The sequence below is a fragment of the Enterobacter sp. MALB-1 genome (genome assembly GCF_041021625.1).
Classification (GTDB): domain Bacteria; phylum Pseudomonadota; class Gammaproteobacteria; order Enterobacterales; family Enterobacteriaceae; genus Enterobacter; species Enterobacter oligotrophicus.
Genome location: NZ_JBDPJL010000001.1, coordinates 401,979 through 419,532 on the forward strand (window position 1 = coordinate 401,979; position 17,554 = coordinate 419,532).

12 protein-coding genes are annotated in these 17,554 nt (G+C 54.0%); 5 read left to right on the plus strand and 7 right to left on the minus strand.

The genetic code is table 11. The features are described 5' to 3' along the window. The first annotated feature begins 23 nt into the window (after positions 1-23). The 4 genes from dam to trpS are packed head-to-tail and all read left to right on the plus strand — an operon-like array spanning position 24 to position 3,306. Complete coding sequence (gene dam, locus ABGB15_RS01845) at positions 24-836, plus strand: adenine-specific DNA-methyltransferase (protein WP_152082532.1); 813 nt, start codon at positions 24-26, stop codon at positions 834-836. A 41-nt stretch (positions 837-877) separates the two neighbouring features. Then, positions 878-1,555: a ribulose-phosphate 3-epimerase gene (gene rpe / locus ABGB15_RS01850; RefSeq protein ID WP_152082531.1), complete on the plus strand. Its 678-nt coding sequence runs from the start codon at positions 878-880 to the stop codon at positions 1,553-1,555. After that, positions 1,548-2,309: a phosphoglycolate phosphatase gene (gph, locus tag ABGB15_RS01855; protein WP_215723494.1), complete on the plus strand. Its 762-nt coding sequence runs from the start codon at positions 1,548-1,550 to the stop codon at positions 2,307-2,309. The genes rpe and gph overlap by 8 nt, the downstream gene beginning before the upstream one ends. Continuing rightward, on the plus strand, positions 2,302-3,306 hold the full coding sequence (gene trpS, locus ABGB15_RS01860) for a tryptophan--tRNA ligase (RefSeq protein ID WP_215723493.1): 1,005 nt from the start codon (positions 2,302-2,304) through the stop codon (positions 3,304-3,306). The genes gph and trpS overlap by 8 nt, the downstream gene beginning before the upstream one ends. Positions 3,307-3,450: 144 nt before the next feature. On the opposite strand, the gene ABGB15_RS01865 is transcribed toward trpS, so the two are convergent. The 6 genes from ABGB15_RS01865 to nirB all read right to left on the minus strand — a co-directional run bounded on the left by ABGB15_RS01865 (position 3,451) and on the right by nirB (position 14,584). Further along, positions 3,451-3,621: a YhfL family protein gene (locus ABGB15_RS01865; protein WP_152082528.1), complete on the minus strand. Its 171-nt coding sequence runs from the start codon at positions 3,619-3,621 to the stop codon at positions 3,451-3,453. 192 nt (positions 3,622-3,813) lie between these two features. Next, entirely contained in the window at positions 3,814-9,189 is a 5,376-nt protein-coding gene (locus ABGB15_RS01870) for an autotransporter adhesin BigA (protein WP_313327372.1), read from the minus strand. 265 nt (positions 9,190-9,454) lie between these two features. Further along, a complete protein-coding gene (gene cysG, locus ABGB15_RS01875; RefSeq protein WP_369064097.1) occupies positions 9,455-10,828 on the minus strand; it encodes a siroheme synthase CysG in 1,374 nt (457 codons plus the stop codon). Between the two features lie 11 nt (positions 10,829-10,839). Beyond that, complete coding sequence (gene nirC / locus ABGB15_RS01880; RefSeq protein WP_215723492.1) at positions 10,840-11,649, minus strand: nitrite transporter NirC; 810 nt, start codon at positions 11,647-11,649, stop codon at positions 10,840-10,842. Positions 11,650-11,717: 68 nt separating this feature from the next. Next, complete coding sequence (gene nirD / locus ABGB15_RS01885; RefSeq protein ID WP_152082524.1) at positions 11,718-12,044, minus strand: nitrite reductase small subunit NirD; 327 nt, start codon at positions 12,042-12,044, stop codon at positions 11,718-11,720. Further along, complete coding sequence (gene nirB, locus ABGB15_RS01890; protein WP_215723491.1) at positions 12,041-14,584, minus strand: nitrite reductase large subunit NirB; 2,544 nt, start codon at positions 14,582-14,584, stop codon at positions 12,041-12,043. Before nirB ends, nirD begins: the two co-directional genes overlap by 4 nt. A gap of 239 nt (positions 14,585-14,823) precedes the next feature. Between nirB and ABGB15_RS01895 the strand changes: the two genes are divergently transcribed. Then, the gene (locus ABGB15_RS01895; protein WP_215723490.1) at positions 14,824-16,140 is read left to right on the plus strand and encodes a cytosine deaminase; all 1,317 of its coding nucleotides are present in this window, start codon (positions 14,824-14,826) and stop codon (positions 16,138-16,140) included. A 3-nt stretch (positions 16,141-16,143) separates the two neighbouring features. Here ABGB15_RS01895 and tsgA read toward each other — a convergent pair whose 3' ends face one another. Further along, entirely contained in the window at positions 16,144-17,328 is a 1,185-nt protein-coding gene (gene tsgA / locus ABGB15_RS01900; RefSeq protein ID WP_215723489.1) for an MFS transporter TsgA, read from the minus strand. Between the last annotated feature and the right edge of the window lie 226 nt (positions 17,329-17,554).

A 17,554-nucleotide genomic window follows, 5' to 3' on the forward strand; every position in this document is an offset into this window, starting at 1 on the left:
GAAGGTGTAATCAGTTAGTCAGCATGAAAAAAAATCGCGCTTTTCTGAAATGGGCAGGGGGCAAATACCCCCTGCTCGACGATATTAAAAAACACCTGCCGAAAGGCGAGTGTCTTATCGAGCCCTTTGTGGGCGCGGGATCGGTGTTTCTGAATACCGATTTTTCTCGTTATATTCTGGCGGATATCAACAGCGACCTGATCAGTCTCTATAACATCGTAAAACAGCGTACCGATGAGTACGTTGATGAGGCGCGCAAGCTCTTTACGCCTGAGAACAACAACCCGGACGTCTACTATCAGTTCCGCGCAGAGTTTAATCAGAGCCATGATCCTTTCCGCCGGGCGCTGTTGTTCCTCTATCTCAACCGTCATGGTTACAACGGCCTGTGCCGTTATAACCTGCGTGGCGAATTCAATGTGCCGTTTGGCCGCTATAAGCGCCCCTATTTCCCGCAGGACGAGTTGTACCACTTCGCGAAAAAAGCGCAGAATGCAGAGTTCCACTGCCTTTCGTATGAAGAGTGTATGAGCCGTGCAGATGTAAACTCGGTGGTCTACTGCGATCCGCCTTACGCGCCGCTGTCCGCGACGGCGAACTTTACCGCTTATCACACCAACAGCTTCAGCCCTGCCGAACAGGCGCGTCTGGCGGAGATAGCGGAAAAGCTGGTCAGCAAAAGAATTCCGGTGTTAATTTCGAATCACGATACGCCTGATACGCGCGAATGGTACAAAGCCGCGAAGCATTTTCAGGTTAAAGTCCGGCGCAGCATAAGCAGCAATGGCGGCACACGTAAAAAGGTGGACGAACTCCTGGCTCTTTATCGACCCTGAGCCGTTTTGCCCGCCGGTAAACACATTTCAAGGAGATGCGGATGAAACAGTTTTTGATTGCTCCCTCAATTCTGTCGGCCGATTTCGCCCGCCTGGGTGAAGATACCGCTAAAGCGCTCGCGGCTGGTGCGGATGTCGTCCATTTCGACGTTATGGATAACCACTACGTTCCCAATCTGACCATCGGCCCGATGGTGCTCAAGGCGCTGCGCAATTACGGCATTACCGCACCGATTGACGTGCATTTGATGGTGAAGCCCGTTGATCGCATCGTCCCTGATTTCGCCGCTGCGGGTGCCAGTATTATTACATTCCATCCTGAAGCCTCCGAACACGTAGACCGCACGCTGCAGCTGATTAAAGAGAACGGCTGTAAAGCGGGCCTGGTCTTTAACCCGGCTACCTCGCTGAGCTATCTCGACTACGTGATGGACAAGCTGGATGTCATTTTGCTGATGTCTGTTAACCCAGGCTTTGGCGGACAGTCGTTCATCCCTCACACGCTTGATAAACTGCGTGAAGTACGTCGCCGTATTGATGAGTCAGGCTATGACATTCGTCTGGAAGTGGATGGCGGAGTAAAAGTGAACAACATTGGTGAGATTGCGGCAGCGGGCGCGGATATGTTCGTTGCTGGCTCCGCCATCTTTGATCAACCGGATTACAAAAAAGTCATTGATGAAATGCGCCGTGAACTGGCGAAGGTAAGTCATGGATAAATTGCAGGCAACCCGAGGTATTGCATTTGACCTCGATGGCACGCTGGTCGACAGCGCGCCGGGCTTAAGCAGCGCAGTCGATCAGGCGCTGTATGCCCTTGAATTACCCGTTGCGGGTGAAGATCGTGTCGTGACGTGGATTGGTAATGGCGCGGATGTGTTGATGGAACGGGCCCTGACCTGGGCTCGCAAGGAACGTGCCGCTCAGCGTTCCGCGCAGGGTAAACCGAGCGTTGATCATGCTGATATCCCACAGGAAGAGCAGCAGCGTATTCTGCGCAAACTGTTTGACCGTTTCTACGAAGAGACCGTAGAGGAGGGCAGCTTCCTGTTCCCGGATGTCGCTGAAACGCTGAGCGCCCTTCACGCCAAAGGTATCCCGCTGGGGCTGGTCACGAACAAGCCGACGCCGTTTGTTGCGCCTTTGCTGGAAGCGCTGGATATTGCGAAATACTTCTCGGTGATTGTTGGCGGCGATGACGTGAAAAACAAAAAGCCGCATCCGGAGCCGCTTTTGCTGGTGGCAGGAAAATTATCCTTAACACCTGCGGAGCTGCTCTTTGTCGGGGATTCACGCAATGATATTCTGGCCGCCAGAGCAGCAGGTTGTCCTTCCGTTGGGTTAACCTATGGCTACAACTACGGTGAGGCCATCACGCTGAGTGAGCCGGACGTTGTGTTCGATCACTTCAAAGATTTGTTGCCCGCTCTCGGGCTTTCGCACAGTGAACATCAGGAATTGAAAAATGACTAAGCCCATCGTTTTTAGTGGCGCACAGCCTTCAGGTGAATTGACCATTGGTAACTACATGGGTGCGTTGCGTCAGTGGGTGAGCATGCAGGATGATTACCATTGCATCTATTGCATCGTGGATCTGCATGCCATCACCGCCCGTCAGGACCCTGAGAAGCTGCGTAAAGCCACGCTGGATACGCTGGCGCTCTACCTGGCCTGCGGTATCGATCCTGAGAAAAGCACGATCTTTGTTCAGTCACACGTGCCGGAGCACGCGCAACTCGGCTGGGCGCTGAACTGCTACACCTATTTCGGTGAGTTGAGCCGTATGACCCAGTTCAAAGATAAATCTGCCCGCTACTCGGAAAACATCAACGCCGGTCTGTTTGACTACCCGGTACTGATGGCGGCTGACATTCTGCTGTACCAGACCAACCAGGTTCCGGTGGGTGAAGATCAGAAGCAGCACCTGGAGCTGAGCCGCGATATCGCCCAGCGCTTCAACGCGATTTACGGTGACGTGTTCAAAGTGCCAGAGCCGTTCATTCCGAAATCCGGCGCGCGCGTAATGTCGCTGCTGGAGCCGACCAAAAAGATGTCCAAGTCTGACGATAACCGTAACAACGTGATCGGCCTGCTGGAAGACCCGAAATCGGTGGTCAAAAAGCTCAAGCGCGCAGTGACCGATTCCGACGAGCCGCCAGTGGTGCGTTACGACGTGCAGAACAAAGCGGGCGTGTCTAACCTGCTGGATATTCTTTCTGGTGTGACTGGCCAGAGCATCCCTGAACTGGAGCAGCACTTCGAAGGTAAGATGTATGGTCATCTGAAAGGTGAAGTGGCAGAAGCCGTCTCCGGCATGCTGACCGAGCTGCAGGAGCGTTATAACCGCTTCCGTAACGATGAAGCCTTCCTGCAGAAGGTGATGAGAGACGGCGCGGAAAAAGCCAGCGCGCGCGCGTCCGAAACCCTGAAAGCGGTGTATGAGGCGATTGGGTTTGTGGCGAAACCTTGAGTCTGTTTGCCGGGTGGTGGCTTCGCCTTACCCGGCCTACGGAACAGTGTAGGTCGGGTAAGCGTAGCGCCACCCGACAAAAGACCGTACCGCCCAAACAAAAAAAACCGGGAAATTCCCGGTTTTTTTACGCCTGAAAAACGCTTACTGCTGTGCCGCTGGTCCACAACCACCGATGATCTTCGAAATGGAGATCGCCGGGTGCAGCAGGTAATCGTAGCTGCAGTTATTTTTGGTATTTTGCACGTGACCAGTACAGGCAGTCAGGGTCGATAATACGCCTACCAGAATGGCGGCTTTTGCCAGTTTGAACATACGCATTCCTTGTCTAAAAAACTTTAATTGGATGTAACACGAGGGAATAAATGGAAAAGTTCCATTTCGCGGGCGGGATAGTAGCGGGAGTCGGAAAAAGAAAGTAGTCCGTATAAGGACTACTTTCCACGCTAAAACGCGATGCCTGGACAGGCGGAAGAAGGCAAGGCAGATCGAAATCTGCCCTGATGATCAGAATGTTTTCTTGAACGTCATCATCAGACCTTTGTCATTGATGTTGTCTTCCTGCCACTGGTAAGCATCAACGCTTAACGCCTTGTCTTTATCGCTGTATTTCACACCCACTGAAGCCAGGCTGTTGATACCGCCGCCTTTCTGTCCATCATCGACGGCGAACTGCTGGCCTGCCGCACCCTGCAGCGAAGCAGTACGCTGGCTCTTCGTATAGCTCAGGTTCGGGCCACCTTCCAGCGTGGCGCTGACGCCCCAGCCGTTTTCCCCGGCGTAATCCAGTTTCATACCGACAATGGAATCGACCGCCGTTTCGCTGCCCGCGTTCATTGAGAGGTTGAAATCTCCGGCGCTGCGCTCTTTATAGCCATCTTCCATTGTATGGCGGAGTTTTACACCTGCATAAGGCGTGACTTTCAGTGCGTCACCCAGCATGGAGAAGGTTTTTGCGCCTTCGCTGCGGAACTCAAGATACTGCTGACGCGCATCAGATTCCGCCGCTTTGCTGACGTCGCCATAGGAAACGGAACGGCTACTGTCGAGGTGGTGTACGTCATAGCGCAGGGCGTTGTTCCAGTTCAGGCCGTCATCATTGAGCGCCATACTGTGTTTCAGACCGAAGAACTGGCTGTAGCCGCCGGTCACGCCGTTATCGCCAGCCGCCTGCGCACCGCTACCGTCCAGCCGCGCGATACCGTACTCCAGCGTCAGGCTTTGGCTTTCGGTGATATCCAGCGTCTGACGCAGCGCCAGCATATCGTACCGGGCATCGTTACCCAGCTCGGCGCGCGGGTCGCCTTTCGCTACCACGTTGAAAGACAGACCGTTACCCATCTGCGGAGCAGCATTTGCCAGCATGTTGAAACGGTTGCTCAATACACGCGCTTCACGGAAGACCGTCGTGGCCTGGCTGCCGCTAATCTGTTTCAGCGCGCTGTTTAGTTCTGCGGTGGTGCCAACGTTGAGGCTGGTGTACAGCTCGTTGTTGGTGTAACCCGAATCCAGCGCCTGTGCTACGCCGGACACGCTGCCGTCCGTCGCGACATCCGCATAGGCATTTTTGGTCATGGTGACGTCAACATTGCCCTCACCGTCGGTACTACCCTGAGCGTTCCATACCACACTGGTGGAGGTGATTTTTTCCGCGCCCTGGATATTGTTGCCGGTAAAGGCGTTATCCACGACGACGGTAGTGGCAGAAGTGCCTGCGGTAAAGCCAGTATTGACTTCAACGTTGTCGCCAATCACCAGGTTGTTGGCTTTTAGCGAGCCGGAACTGCCATCGGCATTAGTGCCGACAATATAGTTGGACAGCATCTGCGGCGCATTCGGATCGGCCGGTGCATCCGGCACGTTGCCCTGAGCCGGTGCGGTGTTGGCATCCGGAATCGCGATATCAGACGTACCGTTGTGATCGTCCAGGGTGCCTGTGGTGCCGGGCGCATAAATGTCACAACCGGTATCGCAGAGCAGGTTAATTTCACCGTTGTTGATAATGGCTTTGGTCTGCCCGCCAAACGCGTATGAGTTATCCGCATAGACGTTGATCACGCCGTCGGCGGTATTATTGATGGTTGTGGCTTTACCGTTGCCTTTTATACCGATAAGCCCTGTACCGTTTGTACCGTCTTTTTGGCCCTGCTCAGTACCCACGTTGATGGTGCCGCTGTTGACCAGATTAACGTTATAGCTGGTGGTGCCGCCGCTGATCGCTACCGCGTTATCACCCTGGACGTTGATGGTGCCTTCATTGCCAAAGTTAAAGCCGCGGCTCAGATTAATGAGCGGTGCATCCGGGTTGATACCGTTAATCACGCCGGTTGCCGTGTTCCAAATCCAGACAGGATTGTTACTGGCGTTTGCCGTGGTAATGGCGCTGTAACCGTTGGTCGCCGTGATTGTGCCACTGTTAACCTGGGTAAGAGAGTCGCTGGTACGCGTCAGGTTAATGATGGTATTTTCACCGCCTTCTACTGCGTTGCCGCTGTTGGTCAGCGTTGCACCCTCCTGGTTATAGAAGACGAAACTACCCTCGATCAGTGATTTCCCGTCTGCTGCCACCGTCATGTTGCCCGTGTTGACGATCTCTTGTTGGTAGCTGGTCCCCGCGATGGAGCCGGTGAAATCCCCTTCGTTAAACAGCGTGACGTTACCGTTGAGCGTGAGCAGGTTTGTGGTGATGCTGCCGTCCGCACGGTTATAGATCCCGCTGTGAGTGTTGATGGTATCAGCGTTGAGTGTGCCTTTGTTTTCCAGGCCACCGGTGTTGATATTCAACTCTCCGTTGACGGTTAAGCTGGCATCCGTTTCGTTATACAGCCAGTCCCGGATGTCCACATCACCGTTCAGCGTGGCGTTACCGTAGTTCGCTACCGCATCACTGGTGAAAAAACCGGTATCGGAGGTTTGAGTGCTGCTCTCGCCGCTACCGGGCAGGGTTTGTATCCAGGCTTTATCGGTCGGTGTGGCTCCCATATGCGAGTCGTCATCCGCCATCGGGGAGCCATCCAGGTTAATGGTGCCATTGTTGATAACGTAGCTGTTTTCATCCGTGAGGAAAGCCTGTCCATAGTCAGCGTCGATATTGATGACGCCAGTGGTATCGTTGATCACCACGCCTTTCTTAAGCGCTGCCATTGCTACCAACTGATTGGGTTCACCGGTGACGCCCTCATCTGCGATCAGATTAATGGTGCCCTGGTTAATGGCTGTACCACCGTTAAGCGCGGTCATACCGAAACCGGCATTCTTGATGGTGATAGTACCGGTGTTGATAGCGGTAGCGTCGCCTCTGCCTGGGTCATCGGAACCAACAATCATCGCTGCGCTGGTGTCATAGAGATAGGATTGCGGGGCTTGCCAGTAGCTTGAGCTAATGATATTCCCTGCGTCATCTAAAACAGGAACGAAGCCATCCAGATAAATATCTCCGGCGTTAAGCGCAGTACCTTGAACGGCTGACAAGCCATAGACCCCCGCGCCATGTAATGAAATGGTCGCGCCTGCATCATTGCTGACTTCACCGTAATCATACGCCGACATAGCGTAAAAAATTTGATGGGTATAGGTGATTGGGGTTAATGGCAGACCTCCATCAGAGCTTCCGACGGGGGTTTCCAGTGACGTTAAATTGATGATACCGCCACTGCCATTATGTGCAGTCGAATTCTTACCGTTTGCACTGACGAATGTTTCTACCTCAGTGGAGTCACCGACGTTGACAACAGTAGTCAGAACCCCTTTGTTTATCACCGTCCCTTCATTTTCGGCGGACATTAACGCCGTGATACCGTTACTTTCGATAGTCCCCTCATTCACTATCGAAGAGCCTTCTCCGCTGGCATTTAACAAGGAGTAGTAATCGAAAAAATCAGTTGAGTTCATGGTCTTGTTAAGGACGATTTCAGAATCCTTATTCAGAATGAGATGGCCGCCATTTTGCACATTCGCCAGCATCTGGGGGCCACCTGTGAGCGAATTGATGGTTAGCGTGGAGCTACCGCCCAGATTAACGGTATTGGCACCGTTAATGTAAATACCGGTAGTAAGCGCTTCTTCAGACTGGGGCCGTGATGAAACATCCATATTCAGACCCTGAGTAATGTTTACGGTATTATTCTCACCTTCAACAGTCAGCCCTGTGGTATTGATGATGTCAATTGATGTGGTGTCATCGTGCACATCCATATTCAACTCACCGTCCAGAGTCACGGTATTGCCGCTGCCGCTGACCATCACGCCGTTAACGGAATCACTGCTATCAATTTGGTCATCTGTGGCGAAGAGTGTGCTGATGTTGAGGTCGCCGGAAATTGTCGTGGTATTGGCATCCCCTGATACCGTCACGCCTGTTGCGCCATGCATCAGGCCATCGCTCCCTTTTGCTGCCGTGACGAGGATATCGCCGTCAAGTTTTACCGTGGACTCATCGCCATTGACCAGTGTGCCGATGCCGTTCAGAGAGACATCGATGTCCCCCTTGTTACTGAAGGTGTTGTTTTTACCTGCGACGATGAAGCCGATTGAGCCATCGTCACGCACTGTTGCTTTTCCTGCGTTGGCGATCAGATTATCTTCGCCGTAGCTCAGGATGCCATACGCGCCATTGGTGACGATCAAATCGCCATTCTGGATAATATTGGCATCATTACCCGCGATGGCGATCCCAATGGAGGATTTTCCATCGGCGTGGATCGTGCCGCTGCTGTAGGTTGTGTTCCCGTTCCCTGAAATCAGTACCCCGGCACCGCCGTCTTCCGCGGAAATCTCACCTTCATTCGTGAATATAGAATCATCACCTTCAATAATGGCACCAATCGATCCCGTACCGATCGCTTCAACCGTTCCGTGGTTATCGAGACGTGAATCATCACCGTCAATCAATACACCCCAGCCGCCATCTGTCGTTGTCGTTTTACCGTTCAGGGTCGTATCAGCGCGGTTTCCTGAGATATGAATGCCGATGGCACCATCACTGACGCTATCACTGTTAAATGTGTTTGTTGTATCGTCGCCCGTAATGATATAGCCAGTTGCGCCGTTACTCGTTGCAATGTCACCATTTATGGTATTGTTTGTTTTGTCTCCGGAAATAATATTGGTGATTTTATTTTTGCCATCAATGGTTATTGCGTCATCGAAGTTGTTATTCGCATTGTCCTGATCCGTAATAACGGTTTGATCTGATGCAAGAATAAAGTTTCCGCGGCTGTCGTATTTCCAGAAATGCCCGTCGTCGGTCGTGCCACTAAATACGGCATTCATCCCGTTTCCGCTTTCCGGGGCAGTGGCATGCCAGTTATCGACAAGCAGCGTGGTGCCGTCTGGCGCAGTCAGAATATAGTGCTTGCCATCTTCAGTGCTGGCGTAAGTGAAAGTGACGTCTGTAAAGGCCGTGCCGTTTATATCAAGATAATCAATGGTAATGGTTTTCTGTGCGCGATTAAGCGTTACGCCATTATCGTACGTTGTTACGCGGGTATCGGGTACGGGAGTGTCGTCATCGTCATCGGGTGGCACAGGCGTGTTATCGCCGCCATCGTCCGGTGGCACCGGAGTCACATCGCCGCCATCATCTGGCGGTACGGGAGAGACGTTATTGTGATGAGCGTCATCCCCTCCGTTATTTTCTATACCAATCGCCACACCCGCAGCCAGTGCCGCGATACCACCGGAGATCCATCCCCAGTGGTTATCTTGCTCAGCTAACGGAATGAGACATTTATCAGAGAGTTTTTCTTTCTCTTGTTGTGATAATGACGAAATATTGGTTGGGCAATCATTATCATCATCAGGTGTTTCTGCAGCAAAAACGGGCGCATAAGACGTTTGCAGCGCAATAGCAATGGCAGCTGCAAGGAATTTTTTCCTTTGCATGTGGCAATCCCTCAAAAAGATTGGATGTATGAATTAATATTAATTATAAATCTGTATGGAGAATAAACGGGAGAAAAAAATGGTCTCTGGTTTTTTCGTATTATTTGTTTTGTGAATTATTCGCGGTTTTTTTATGGGTAAATCGTGTTTTACAGTTTTATTTATTCACGACGGCTATTAAATAAAAAATAAAGAAACGTAAATTCAGAGGGGCTAAATTGATTTATTAATAAATGCCCCGGTTACAGGGCATTTAACATTGTTCTTAATGATTGGAAAACCAGTTTAATTTTTCGCGAAGCGCGACCACGCGACCCACGACGATCAGCGCCGGGCTTTCAACCTGCTGTGCCAGTTCCCCTAACTGCGTCAGCACGCCATTCACCACGCGCTGCTTAATGGATGTTCCATTCTCTACCAGCGCGACGGGCATTGCTTCATCCATGCCATGCTCCAGCAGTTTTGCCTGGATGGTCGCGGCCTGATTCAGCCCCATATAGAACACCAGCGTCTGCTTTTCAGCGGCCAGGTTGTGCCAGTCCAGCTCGCTGCCGGTTTTCAGGTGACCGGTTACCAGACGCACGCTCTGGGCGTAGTCACGGTGGGTCAACGGAATACCGGAGTAGGCCGAACAGCCGGACGCCGCCGTAATACCTGGTACAACGGAGAACGGAATACCCGCGTTGCACAAGGTTTCCAGCTCTTCTCCGCCGCGGCCAAAGATAAACGGATCGCCGCCTTTCAGACGCACCACACGCTTCCCTTTTTGCGCTTCACGCAGCAGGATCTGGTTAATCTCTTCCTGCGGCACGCAGTGGTAACCCGCACGTTTGCCCACGAATACGCGGTCGGCGTCGCGGCGTACAAGGTTCATGATGTCATCGGAGACCAGACGGTCATAAACCACGATATCTGCCTGCTGGATCTGCTGCAGCCCTTTGAGCGTCAATAAGCCAGCATCGCCAGGACCCGCGCCCACCAGCACCACTTCGCCGCGATGATCCAGTGGTTCGCTAAGCAGTTGCTCCGTCGTCTCTGCAACGGCTTGTTGATCCTGATTCGCCAGCGACTGCGCCAGCCTGTCGTTCACAAAGAACTTTTCCCAGAAGCGACGTCGCTCACCGACGGTAGCGAAGGTTTTTTTCACGCGGGAACGCAACTGGCCTGCATAATGCGCCACCTGGCCGAGATGCTGAGGCAGAATCGATTCCAGTTTTTCGCGCAGCAGACGAGCCAGCACCGGCGAAATCCCGCCGGACGAGACCGCCACCATTAACGGCGAACGGTCAATAATCGATGGCATGATAAAGCTGGCTTCTTTCGGCGCGTCCACCACGTTGCAGAAGATTCGGCGCGTTTCGCAGGCATCGCTGACGCGCTGGTTCACTGCATCGTCATCCGTGGCGGCGATGGTCAGCCAGCAGGTATCAAGCAGGGATTCGTTGAACTCACCCTGCATGAGCGTGAGCATCCCTTCCTGCGCCCACACCTCAAACTGCGGCGCGAAGGTGAGGGCATTTACGGTGAGTCGGGCACCTGCTTCTAACAGCAAGCGCGCTTTGCGTTCAGCGACATCGCCGCCGCCTACAAGCAGGCAGTCGCGATTGCGTAATTGACAGAAAATCGGCAGGTGATCCACGACATTACCTCTTAAGAATGGGCTTTCGCCTGAGCAGTTGCGATGTTTGCCGGAGTCGGACGCTCCGCTTTCGGGGTAGCATACCAGTAACCTAACCCCATAAACACTGCACCTGAAAGGGTATTGCCCAGCGTTACCCACAACAGGTTATGGCCGATACCCGAAAGGGTGAAGGCGTCGTTGTGGTGACCAAACCAGGAGAGAGCGAACAGCGTCATATTGGCAACGGAGTGCTCGTAACCGGATGCGATAAACGCCAGCAGACACCACCAGATGGCGATGAACTTCGCCGCGCCTTCGGTACGAATTGCCATCCAGATAGCCAGACACACCAGCCAGTTACACAGCGCGCCTTTGAAGAACAGCACCATCGCGGGCTGCGTGGTTTTTGCCAGCGCCACGGTGTGAACGATGCTGGTATCCACCGGCAGCAGGCTACCGCCGCCCCAGCTGTACAGCAGCGCCACGAATACAGAACCCAGCAGGTTGCCCACCCAGGTCTGCGGCAGGATCGCCCACATCTGGCGGTGGCTGATGGTGCCCGCTTTCACGCCGAGCGTCAGGAACATCGTGTGGCCGGTGAAGAGTTCAGACCCGGCGATGATCACCAGCGTCAGCGCGATACCAAAGGTTGCGCCCATGACGAGGGGACGAACGGAAGGTTCGAGCAGATTCCCGAGCGTGAAAATTAAAATAATTCCCAGGCCGACATAAGCGCCTGCCATCGCGGAGCTGACCCAGAAGCCGAGCGGGTTATGTTGGCTGAGCCGTGCGATGCGCGCAGCGTTAGCCGCACACTTGTTAATAGTGTCTGTAAACATGGTTTGATTATCCTGAAAAATAAAAGAAAAAGTTTAAAAAGGGAGGCATTGCGCCTCCCTCAAAATAGTTAACCGCGTAACTGCACTTTACCGTCTTTCACGCGGACGTCGTAGTGCTTCACAGAGTGACTCTCATCTTCCATGCAATGCCCGTCACTCAAACGGAAACGCTGTTTTTTCAGCGGACTGGCGACCCACAGCTCACCCTGATGCTCTGCGATCAAACCGCGGGAGAGCACGCTGGCCTCGAAGAACGGGTCGATATTGCTGATGGCAAAGACCTGTTCATCGTGGCGAGGGCGGAAAATGGCGACCTGCTCTTTACCCAGCAGCGCACAGACGCCGGTGGCAGGCAGGATGTCGTTAATGTTGCAGATGTTTACCCACTGGCTCATACGTTTTCCTCCACCAGAGTCACCGGAATACGTTCATAAGGTGTCGCCGGACGATGCTGCTCGCGTTCTGCCACCACCTGCACGTTAGGGTCGCGCTGGGTGCTGTTGATAAAGTGTTTGAAGCGCGTCTGCGCCGCTGGCGTGTTCACGGTTTCGGTCCACTCGCAGATCACCGCGTCGCGCAGGCGAGCCATCTCTTCTTCCAGATGTTCGTTCAGACCCAGTTTGTCGTCGATAATGACCGACTTCAGGTAGTCGATGCCACCTTCCAGGTTATCCAGCCAGGAGGCGGTACGGGTCAGCTTATCGGCGGTGCGAATGTAGAACATCATGAAGCGGTCGAGGTATTTGATCAGCGTATCGTGGTCGAGATCCGCCGCCAGCAGGTCCGCGTGGCGTGGTTTCATCCCGCCGTTACCGCAGACGTACAGGTTCCAGCCTTTCTCGGTGGCGATGATACCCACGTCTTTACCCTGCGCTTCCGCACATTCACGGGTACAGCCGGAGACGCCGAACTTCATTTTGTGCGGGGTACGGATGCCTTTATAGCGGTTTTCCAGCTCCACGCCGAAGCCCACGCTGTCGCCCACACCGTAGCGGCACCAGGTGCTGCCCACGCAGGTTTTCGCCATACGCAGCGCTTTGGCATACGCGTGGCCGGTTTCGAAGCCTGCTTCAATCAGCTGACGCCAGATTTCAGGCAGATCATCTTTCTGCGCACCAAACAGGCCGATACGCTGGGAGCCGGTGATTTTGGTGTACAGGTTATATTCACGGGCGATACGGCCCACCGCGACCAGCCCTTCCGGGGTGATTTCACCACCCGCAGAACGTGGGATCACGGAGTAGGTGCCGTCTTTCTGGATGTTCGCCAGGAAGTTATCGTTGGTGTCCTGCAGCGGCGTGTGCTCTGGTTTGAGCACGTAGTCGTTCCAGCAGGAGGCCAGCAGGGAGCCAACGGTCGGTTTACACACTTCACAGCCGTAGCCCTGGCCGTGTTTTTCCAGCAGTTCATCGAAGGATTTGATGCCTTCCACGCGGATCAGGTGGTACAGCTCCTGGCGAGAGTAGGAGAAGTGCTCGCACAGGTTGTTGTTCACTTCGATGCCCTGTTTCGCCAGTTCGGCGTTCAGCACCTGCGTCACCAGCGGAATACAGCCGCCGCAGCCGGTACCGGCTTTGGTTTCCGCTTTCAGCGCCGCGACGGTGTGGCAGCCTTTGTTGATGGCGGAAATCAGCATGCCTTTGGTGACGTCGAAGCAGGAGCAAATTTGTGCGCTGTCCGGCAGTTTATCCACGCCGATAGACGGCTTACCGCTGGAAGCATGGGCCGGAAGGATCAGCGCGTCCGGGTTTTCCGGCAGCTCGATGGCGTTCAGCACCAGCTGGAGCAGGTTACCGAAGTCGCTGGTGTCGCCCACCAGTACCGCACCGAGCAGGGTTTTATTGTCCTGGCTGACGATGAGACGTTTGTAGACTTCTTTGCTTTCGTCGAGGTAAACGTAGCTGCGAGAGTTCGGGGTGCGGCCGTGCGCATCACCGATACCACCCACGTCCACGCCCAGCAGCTTCAGCTTGGCGCTCATGTCTGCGCCGGTGAAGGCGTTTTCGGTGCCGAGGATATGGTCAACGGCGACCTGCGCCATTTTGTAACCCGGAGCCACCAGGCCGTACACGCGGTTGTTCCAGCTGGCGCACTCGCCGATAGCGTAGATATCCGGGTCGGAGGTCTGGCAGGAGTCGTTAATCATGATCCCGCCGCGCTGCGCAACGGCCAGGCCGCACTGGGTGGCCATTTTGTCGCGCGGGCGAATACCGGTGGAGAAGACGATGAAGTCCACTTCCAGCTCGCTGCCGTCGGCAAAGCGCATGGTTTTACGCGCTTCAGTTCCTTCCTGGACGATCTCTTTGGTATTCTTGCTGGTGTGAACTTTCACGCCCATGCTTTCGATTTTACGGCGCAGTTGGTCACCACCCATGTGGTCCAGCTGTTCGGCCATCAGCATCGGGGCAAATTCGATAACGTGGGTTTCAACACCGAGGTTTTTCAGCGCGCCAGCCGCTTCCAGACCCAGCAGGCCGCCACCGACCACCGCGCCGCGTTTACTGCGACGTGCACAGTTTTCGATGGCTTTGAGGTCTTCAATGGTACGGTATACAAAGCAATCCTGCGTTTCCGAGCCTTTGATTGGCGGAACCCACGGATACGAGCCAGTCGCCATGATCAGCTTGTCGTAAAAAACCGTGCGTCCGGCGCTGGAGTGGATCACTTTTTCCTGACGGTTGATGGTGATAGCGCGTTCGCCCACCAGCACTTTTACGCCATGCTTCTCATAGAAACCTTCACGCACCAGAGAAAGCTCTTCGGCGGTATGATGGGAGAAGTAGGAAGACAAGTGCACACGGTCGTACGCCTTGCGGGGTTCTTCACAGAACACGGTAATATCGAACCGATCGGCATCGGCTTTATCGAGAAGATCCTCAATAAAGCGGTGGCCGACCATGCCGTTACCGATGATAGCGAGTCTGACTTTGCTCATTTTTGCCTCGATTTCTTTTCTATTACTGCCTACCTTAACGATTCAGCAACGGCGCTTATTGATGCAAATCAAATACGCCTTCAACTACCCCTTAGTGGGTAGATTGCTGATTTGTCAGGATTTTTATAAGTTGTGGAAATCGCTGGCTTTTCGTTCTCGTCGATTTTGTGTACAAACTGGAGGCGGATTTTTAAAAATGCGTACTCCTAAATTTCAGCCGCGTTTTTCGGGGGAAAGGTATGTCTACAACACCGCTTTGGCTTGTCCAGAATGTTCGTTTACCGGGTCGGGAAGGGCTGTGGCAAATCGCCATTGAGAACGGTCGTTTTGGTGACATTACGCCCATGGACGATACCCACACCGAAAGCTATGAGGTATTGAATGCTCGCGGCGGGCTGGCGATACCCCCGTTTATTGAGCCGCATATTCATCTTGATACCACCCAGACGGCGGGCGAACCGAACTGGAACCAGTCCGGGACGCTGTTTGAAGGCATTGAACGCTGGGCCGAACGCAAGGCGCTGCTCAGCCATGAGGATGTGAAAGCACGCGCATGGAAAACGCTGAAGTGGCAAATCGCCAACGGTATCCAGTTTGTGCGTACCCACGTCGATGTTTCTGACCCGACGCTTACCGCGCTGAAGGCGATGCTGGAGGTGAAGCAGGAGGTCGCGCCGTGGGTGACGCTGCAAATCGTGGCGTTCCCGCAGGAGGGTATTCTCTCTTACCCGAACGGCGCGGCGCTGCTGGAAGAGGCGTTAAGGCTGGGAGCGGATGTGGTGGGGGCTATTCCGCATTTCGAGTTCACCCGCGAATATGGCGTGCAGTCGCTGCATATTGCCTTCGAGCTGGCGAAGAAATACGACCGTCCGCTGGATATCCACTGTGATGAAATTGACGACGAACAGTCGCGCTTTGTCGAGACGGTCGCCACGCTGGCCTATGAGGCCGGGATCGGCCCGCGCGTGACCGCCAGCCACACCACCGCCATGCACTCCTACAACGGCGCTTACACCTCGCGGCTGTTCCGTCTGCTGAAGATGTCGGGAATTAACTTTGTCGCCAACCCGCTGGTAAACATCCATCTGCAGGGGCGCTTTGACGACTATCCGAAGCGTCGGGGCATTACCCGCGTGAAAGAGCTGCAGGACGCGGGAATTAACGTCTGCTTCGGTCATGATGATGTCTTTGACCCGTGGTATCCGCTTGGCACCGGCAATATGCTGCAGGTGCTATATATGGGGCTGCACGTCTGCCAGATGATGGGGTATCCGCAAATCGACAGCGGCCTGAATCTCATTACCCATAACAGCGCGCGAACCTTTGGCCTGAGCGATTACGGTATTGAGACGGGAAATCCGGCTAACCTGATTATTCTGCCTGCGGAGAGCGGGTTTGAAGCGGTACGCTGCCAGGTGCCGGTGCGCTGGTCGATTCGTCAGGGACGCGTGATTGCGACCACGCAACTGGCTCAGACCTGGATAAAAACGGACAAGGGGGGAGAAGAGGTGTTCTTTACCGGAAACAGCCCCTCTGCTGAGCGCAAAGGGGCGTAGGGATCAGTGAGACGCCGCTGCTACGTTGTGCTGGCGGTGGCGCGTCACGAAGCCGAGAACGAAGCACATAATGAACACCACGGCATATAGCCCGTTCGCGGTGTGCAGCGCGGCCAGTGGGCCGCTGTGCGCAACAATCGGGCCCGTGACGACGAAGGTCAGCATGGTGCCGATGGTGCCGCAGGTCAGCACAAAGTTAACCAGCTTCGGCGAGGCCACTTTGGTCTGCAGGGAACCGAGCGTGATGATGGAGGTGTAAATCGCGCTGGAGAAGAAGCCCAGGGTCAGAATGAACCACGGCATATGTTCCGGTGAACCGTTGATGAACAGATACATCAGCACCGTCGCCAGGCCTGCCAGCACGGTCAGGATGCGCTGCAGGTCGAAGAAGCGCAGGATGAAGCTAAACGCCCACATGCCGAACATGTAAGACATCCAGAAATCGCTTACCAGTTTACCGGCATCGTTCAGGCTCATGCCCAGACCTTTGGCGTACTCCGGCACCCAGGAGATAAAGCCCAGTTGGCCCAGGATGTAGCACAGTGCGGCAATGGAGAGAAACAGCACGCCGATGCCCCATTTCTCTTTCGCGACGGGTTCCTCAGTGGACTGCGCTTTTTTACCCAGCACCGGGAATTCACAGCCGAAGGTCAGAATGAAGATAGCGACGTAAACCAGACCAATGCAGGCATACACCCAGTACCACTCAATGCTGCGAGCAAGAAGATAGGCCGCCACCATCGGGAAAATCATCCCGGCCATGCTGAAGAAGGAGTCGGTAAACAGCAGACGCGCGCCGCGCTGGCGGCCTTCATACATATGGGTAATCAGGAACGTCCCGATCGACATGGTGATCCCGCTCACCAGGCCGAGCACGAACATGGCGGCAGAGAACAACGCGATGCTGTGGCTCAGCATCAGGCCAGCGACAGCGGCGACCATCAGCACAAAACCAAAGCGTAGCTGCGTTTTCAGCGGCACGATCTCCATCAGCCAGGCATTCAGGAAGATGGAGATCAGTATCCCCGCGTTGAGGAAGGTGAAGGTGTTACTCATGCTGGAAACGGGCAGCTGGAAGTAGTCTGCGATATTTCCCATCACCATCCCGGTGACGATCACCAACGCGCCGGTCAGGGCGTAGGAGAAGAAGCTGATCCATGTGAGCTTGATGCGATTGCTGTTAGTCATGTCTGGCCTGTTCAAAGTAAAGTAAAACGCATTGACTGCGTTTGAGCGGGCAGATTTTAGTCGCGAAAGTGATCCATTCATATCTTTTAAAGAAAATTTGAACTCTATTGCAGTTTTTAATGTGATCTGAGTCACATTAATCGGCGTGAAAACCAATCGTTTGCGCGGTTACAACTGTTTCAATTTCGTAAAATTAGGTAAAAGGCTGGTCTCAGTTCATACTGCT

Excerpts from the sequence above, each read along its gene's own strand:
- nirD (WP_152082524.1), bottom strand. The coding sequence starts at position 12,044 with ATGAGCCAGTGGGTAAACATCTGCAACATTAACGACATCCTGCCTGCC.
- gph (WP_215723494.1), top strand. The coding sequence starts at position 1,548 with ATGGATAAATTGCAGGCAACCCGAGGTATTGCATTTGACCTCGATGGC.
- ABGB15_RS01870 (WP_313327372.1), bottom strand. The coding sequence starts at position 9,189 with ATGCAAAGGAAAAAATTCCTTGCAGCTGCCATTGCTATTGCGCTGCAA.
- trpS (WP_215723493.1), top strand. The coding sequence starts at position 2,302 with ATGACTAAGCCCATCGTTTTTAGTGGCGCACAGCCTTCAGGTGAATTG.
- ABGB15_RS01895 (WP_215723490.1), top strand. The coding sequence starts at position 14,824 with ATGTCTACAACACCGCTTTGGCTTGTCCAGAATGTTCGTTTACCGGGT.
- ABGB15_RS01865 (WP_152082528.1), bottom strand. The coding sequence starts at position 3,621 with ATGTTCAAACTGGCAAAAGCCGCCATTCTGGTAGGCGTATTATCGACC.
- nirC (WP_215723492.1), bottom strand. The coding sequence starts at position 11,649 with ATGTTTACAGACACTATTAACAAGTGTGCGGCTAACGCTGCGCGCATC.
- dam (WP_152082532.1), top strand. The coding sequence starts at position 24 with ATGAAAAAAAATCGCGCTTTTCTGAAATGGGCAGGGGGCAAATACCCC.
- nirB (WP_215723491.1), bottom strand. The coding sequence starts at position 14,584 with ATGAGCAAAGTCAGACTCGCTATCATCGGTAACGGCATGGTCGGCCAC.
- tsgA (WP_215723489.1), bottom strand. The coding sequence starts at position 17,328 with ATGACTAACAGCAATCGCATCAAGCTCACATGGATCAGCTTCTTCTCC.
- rpe (WP_152082531.1), top strand. The coding sequence starts at position 878 with ATGAAACAGTTTTTGATTGCTCCCTCAATTCTGTCGGCCGATTTCGCC.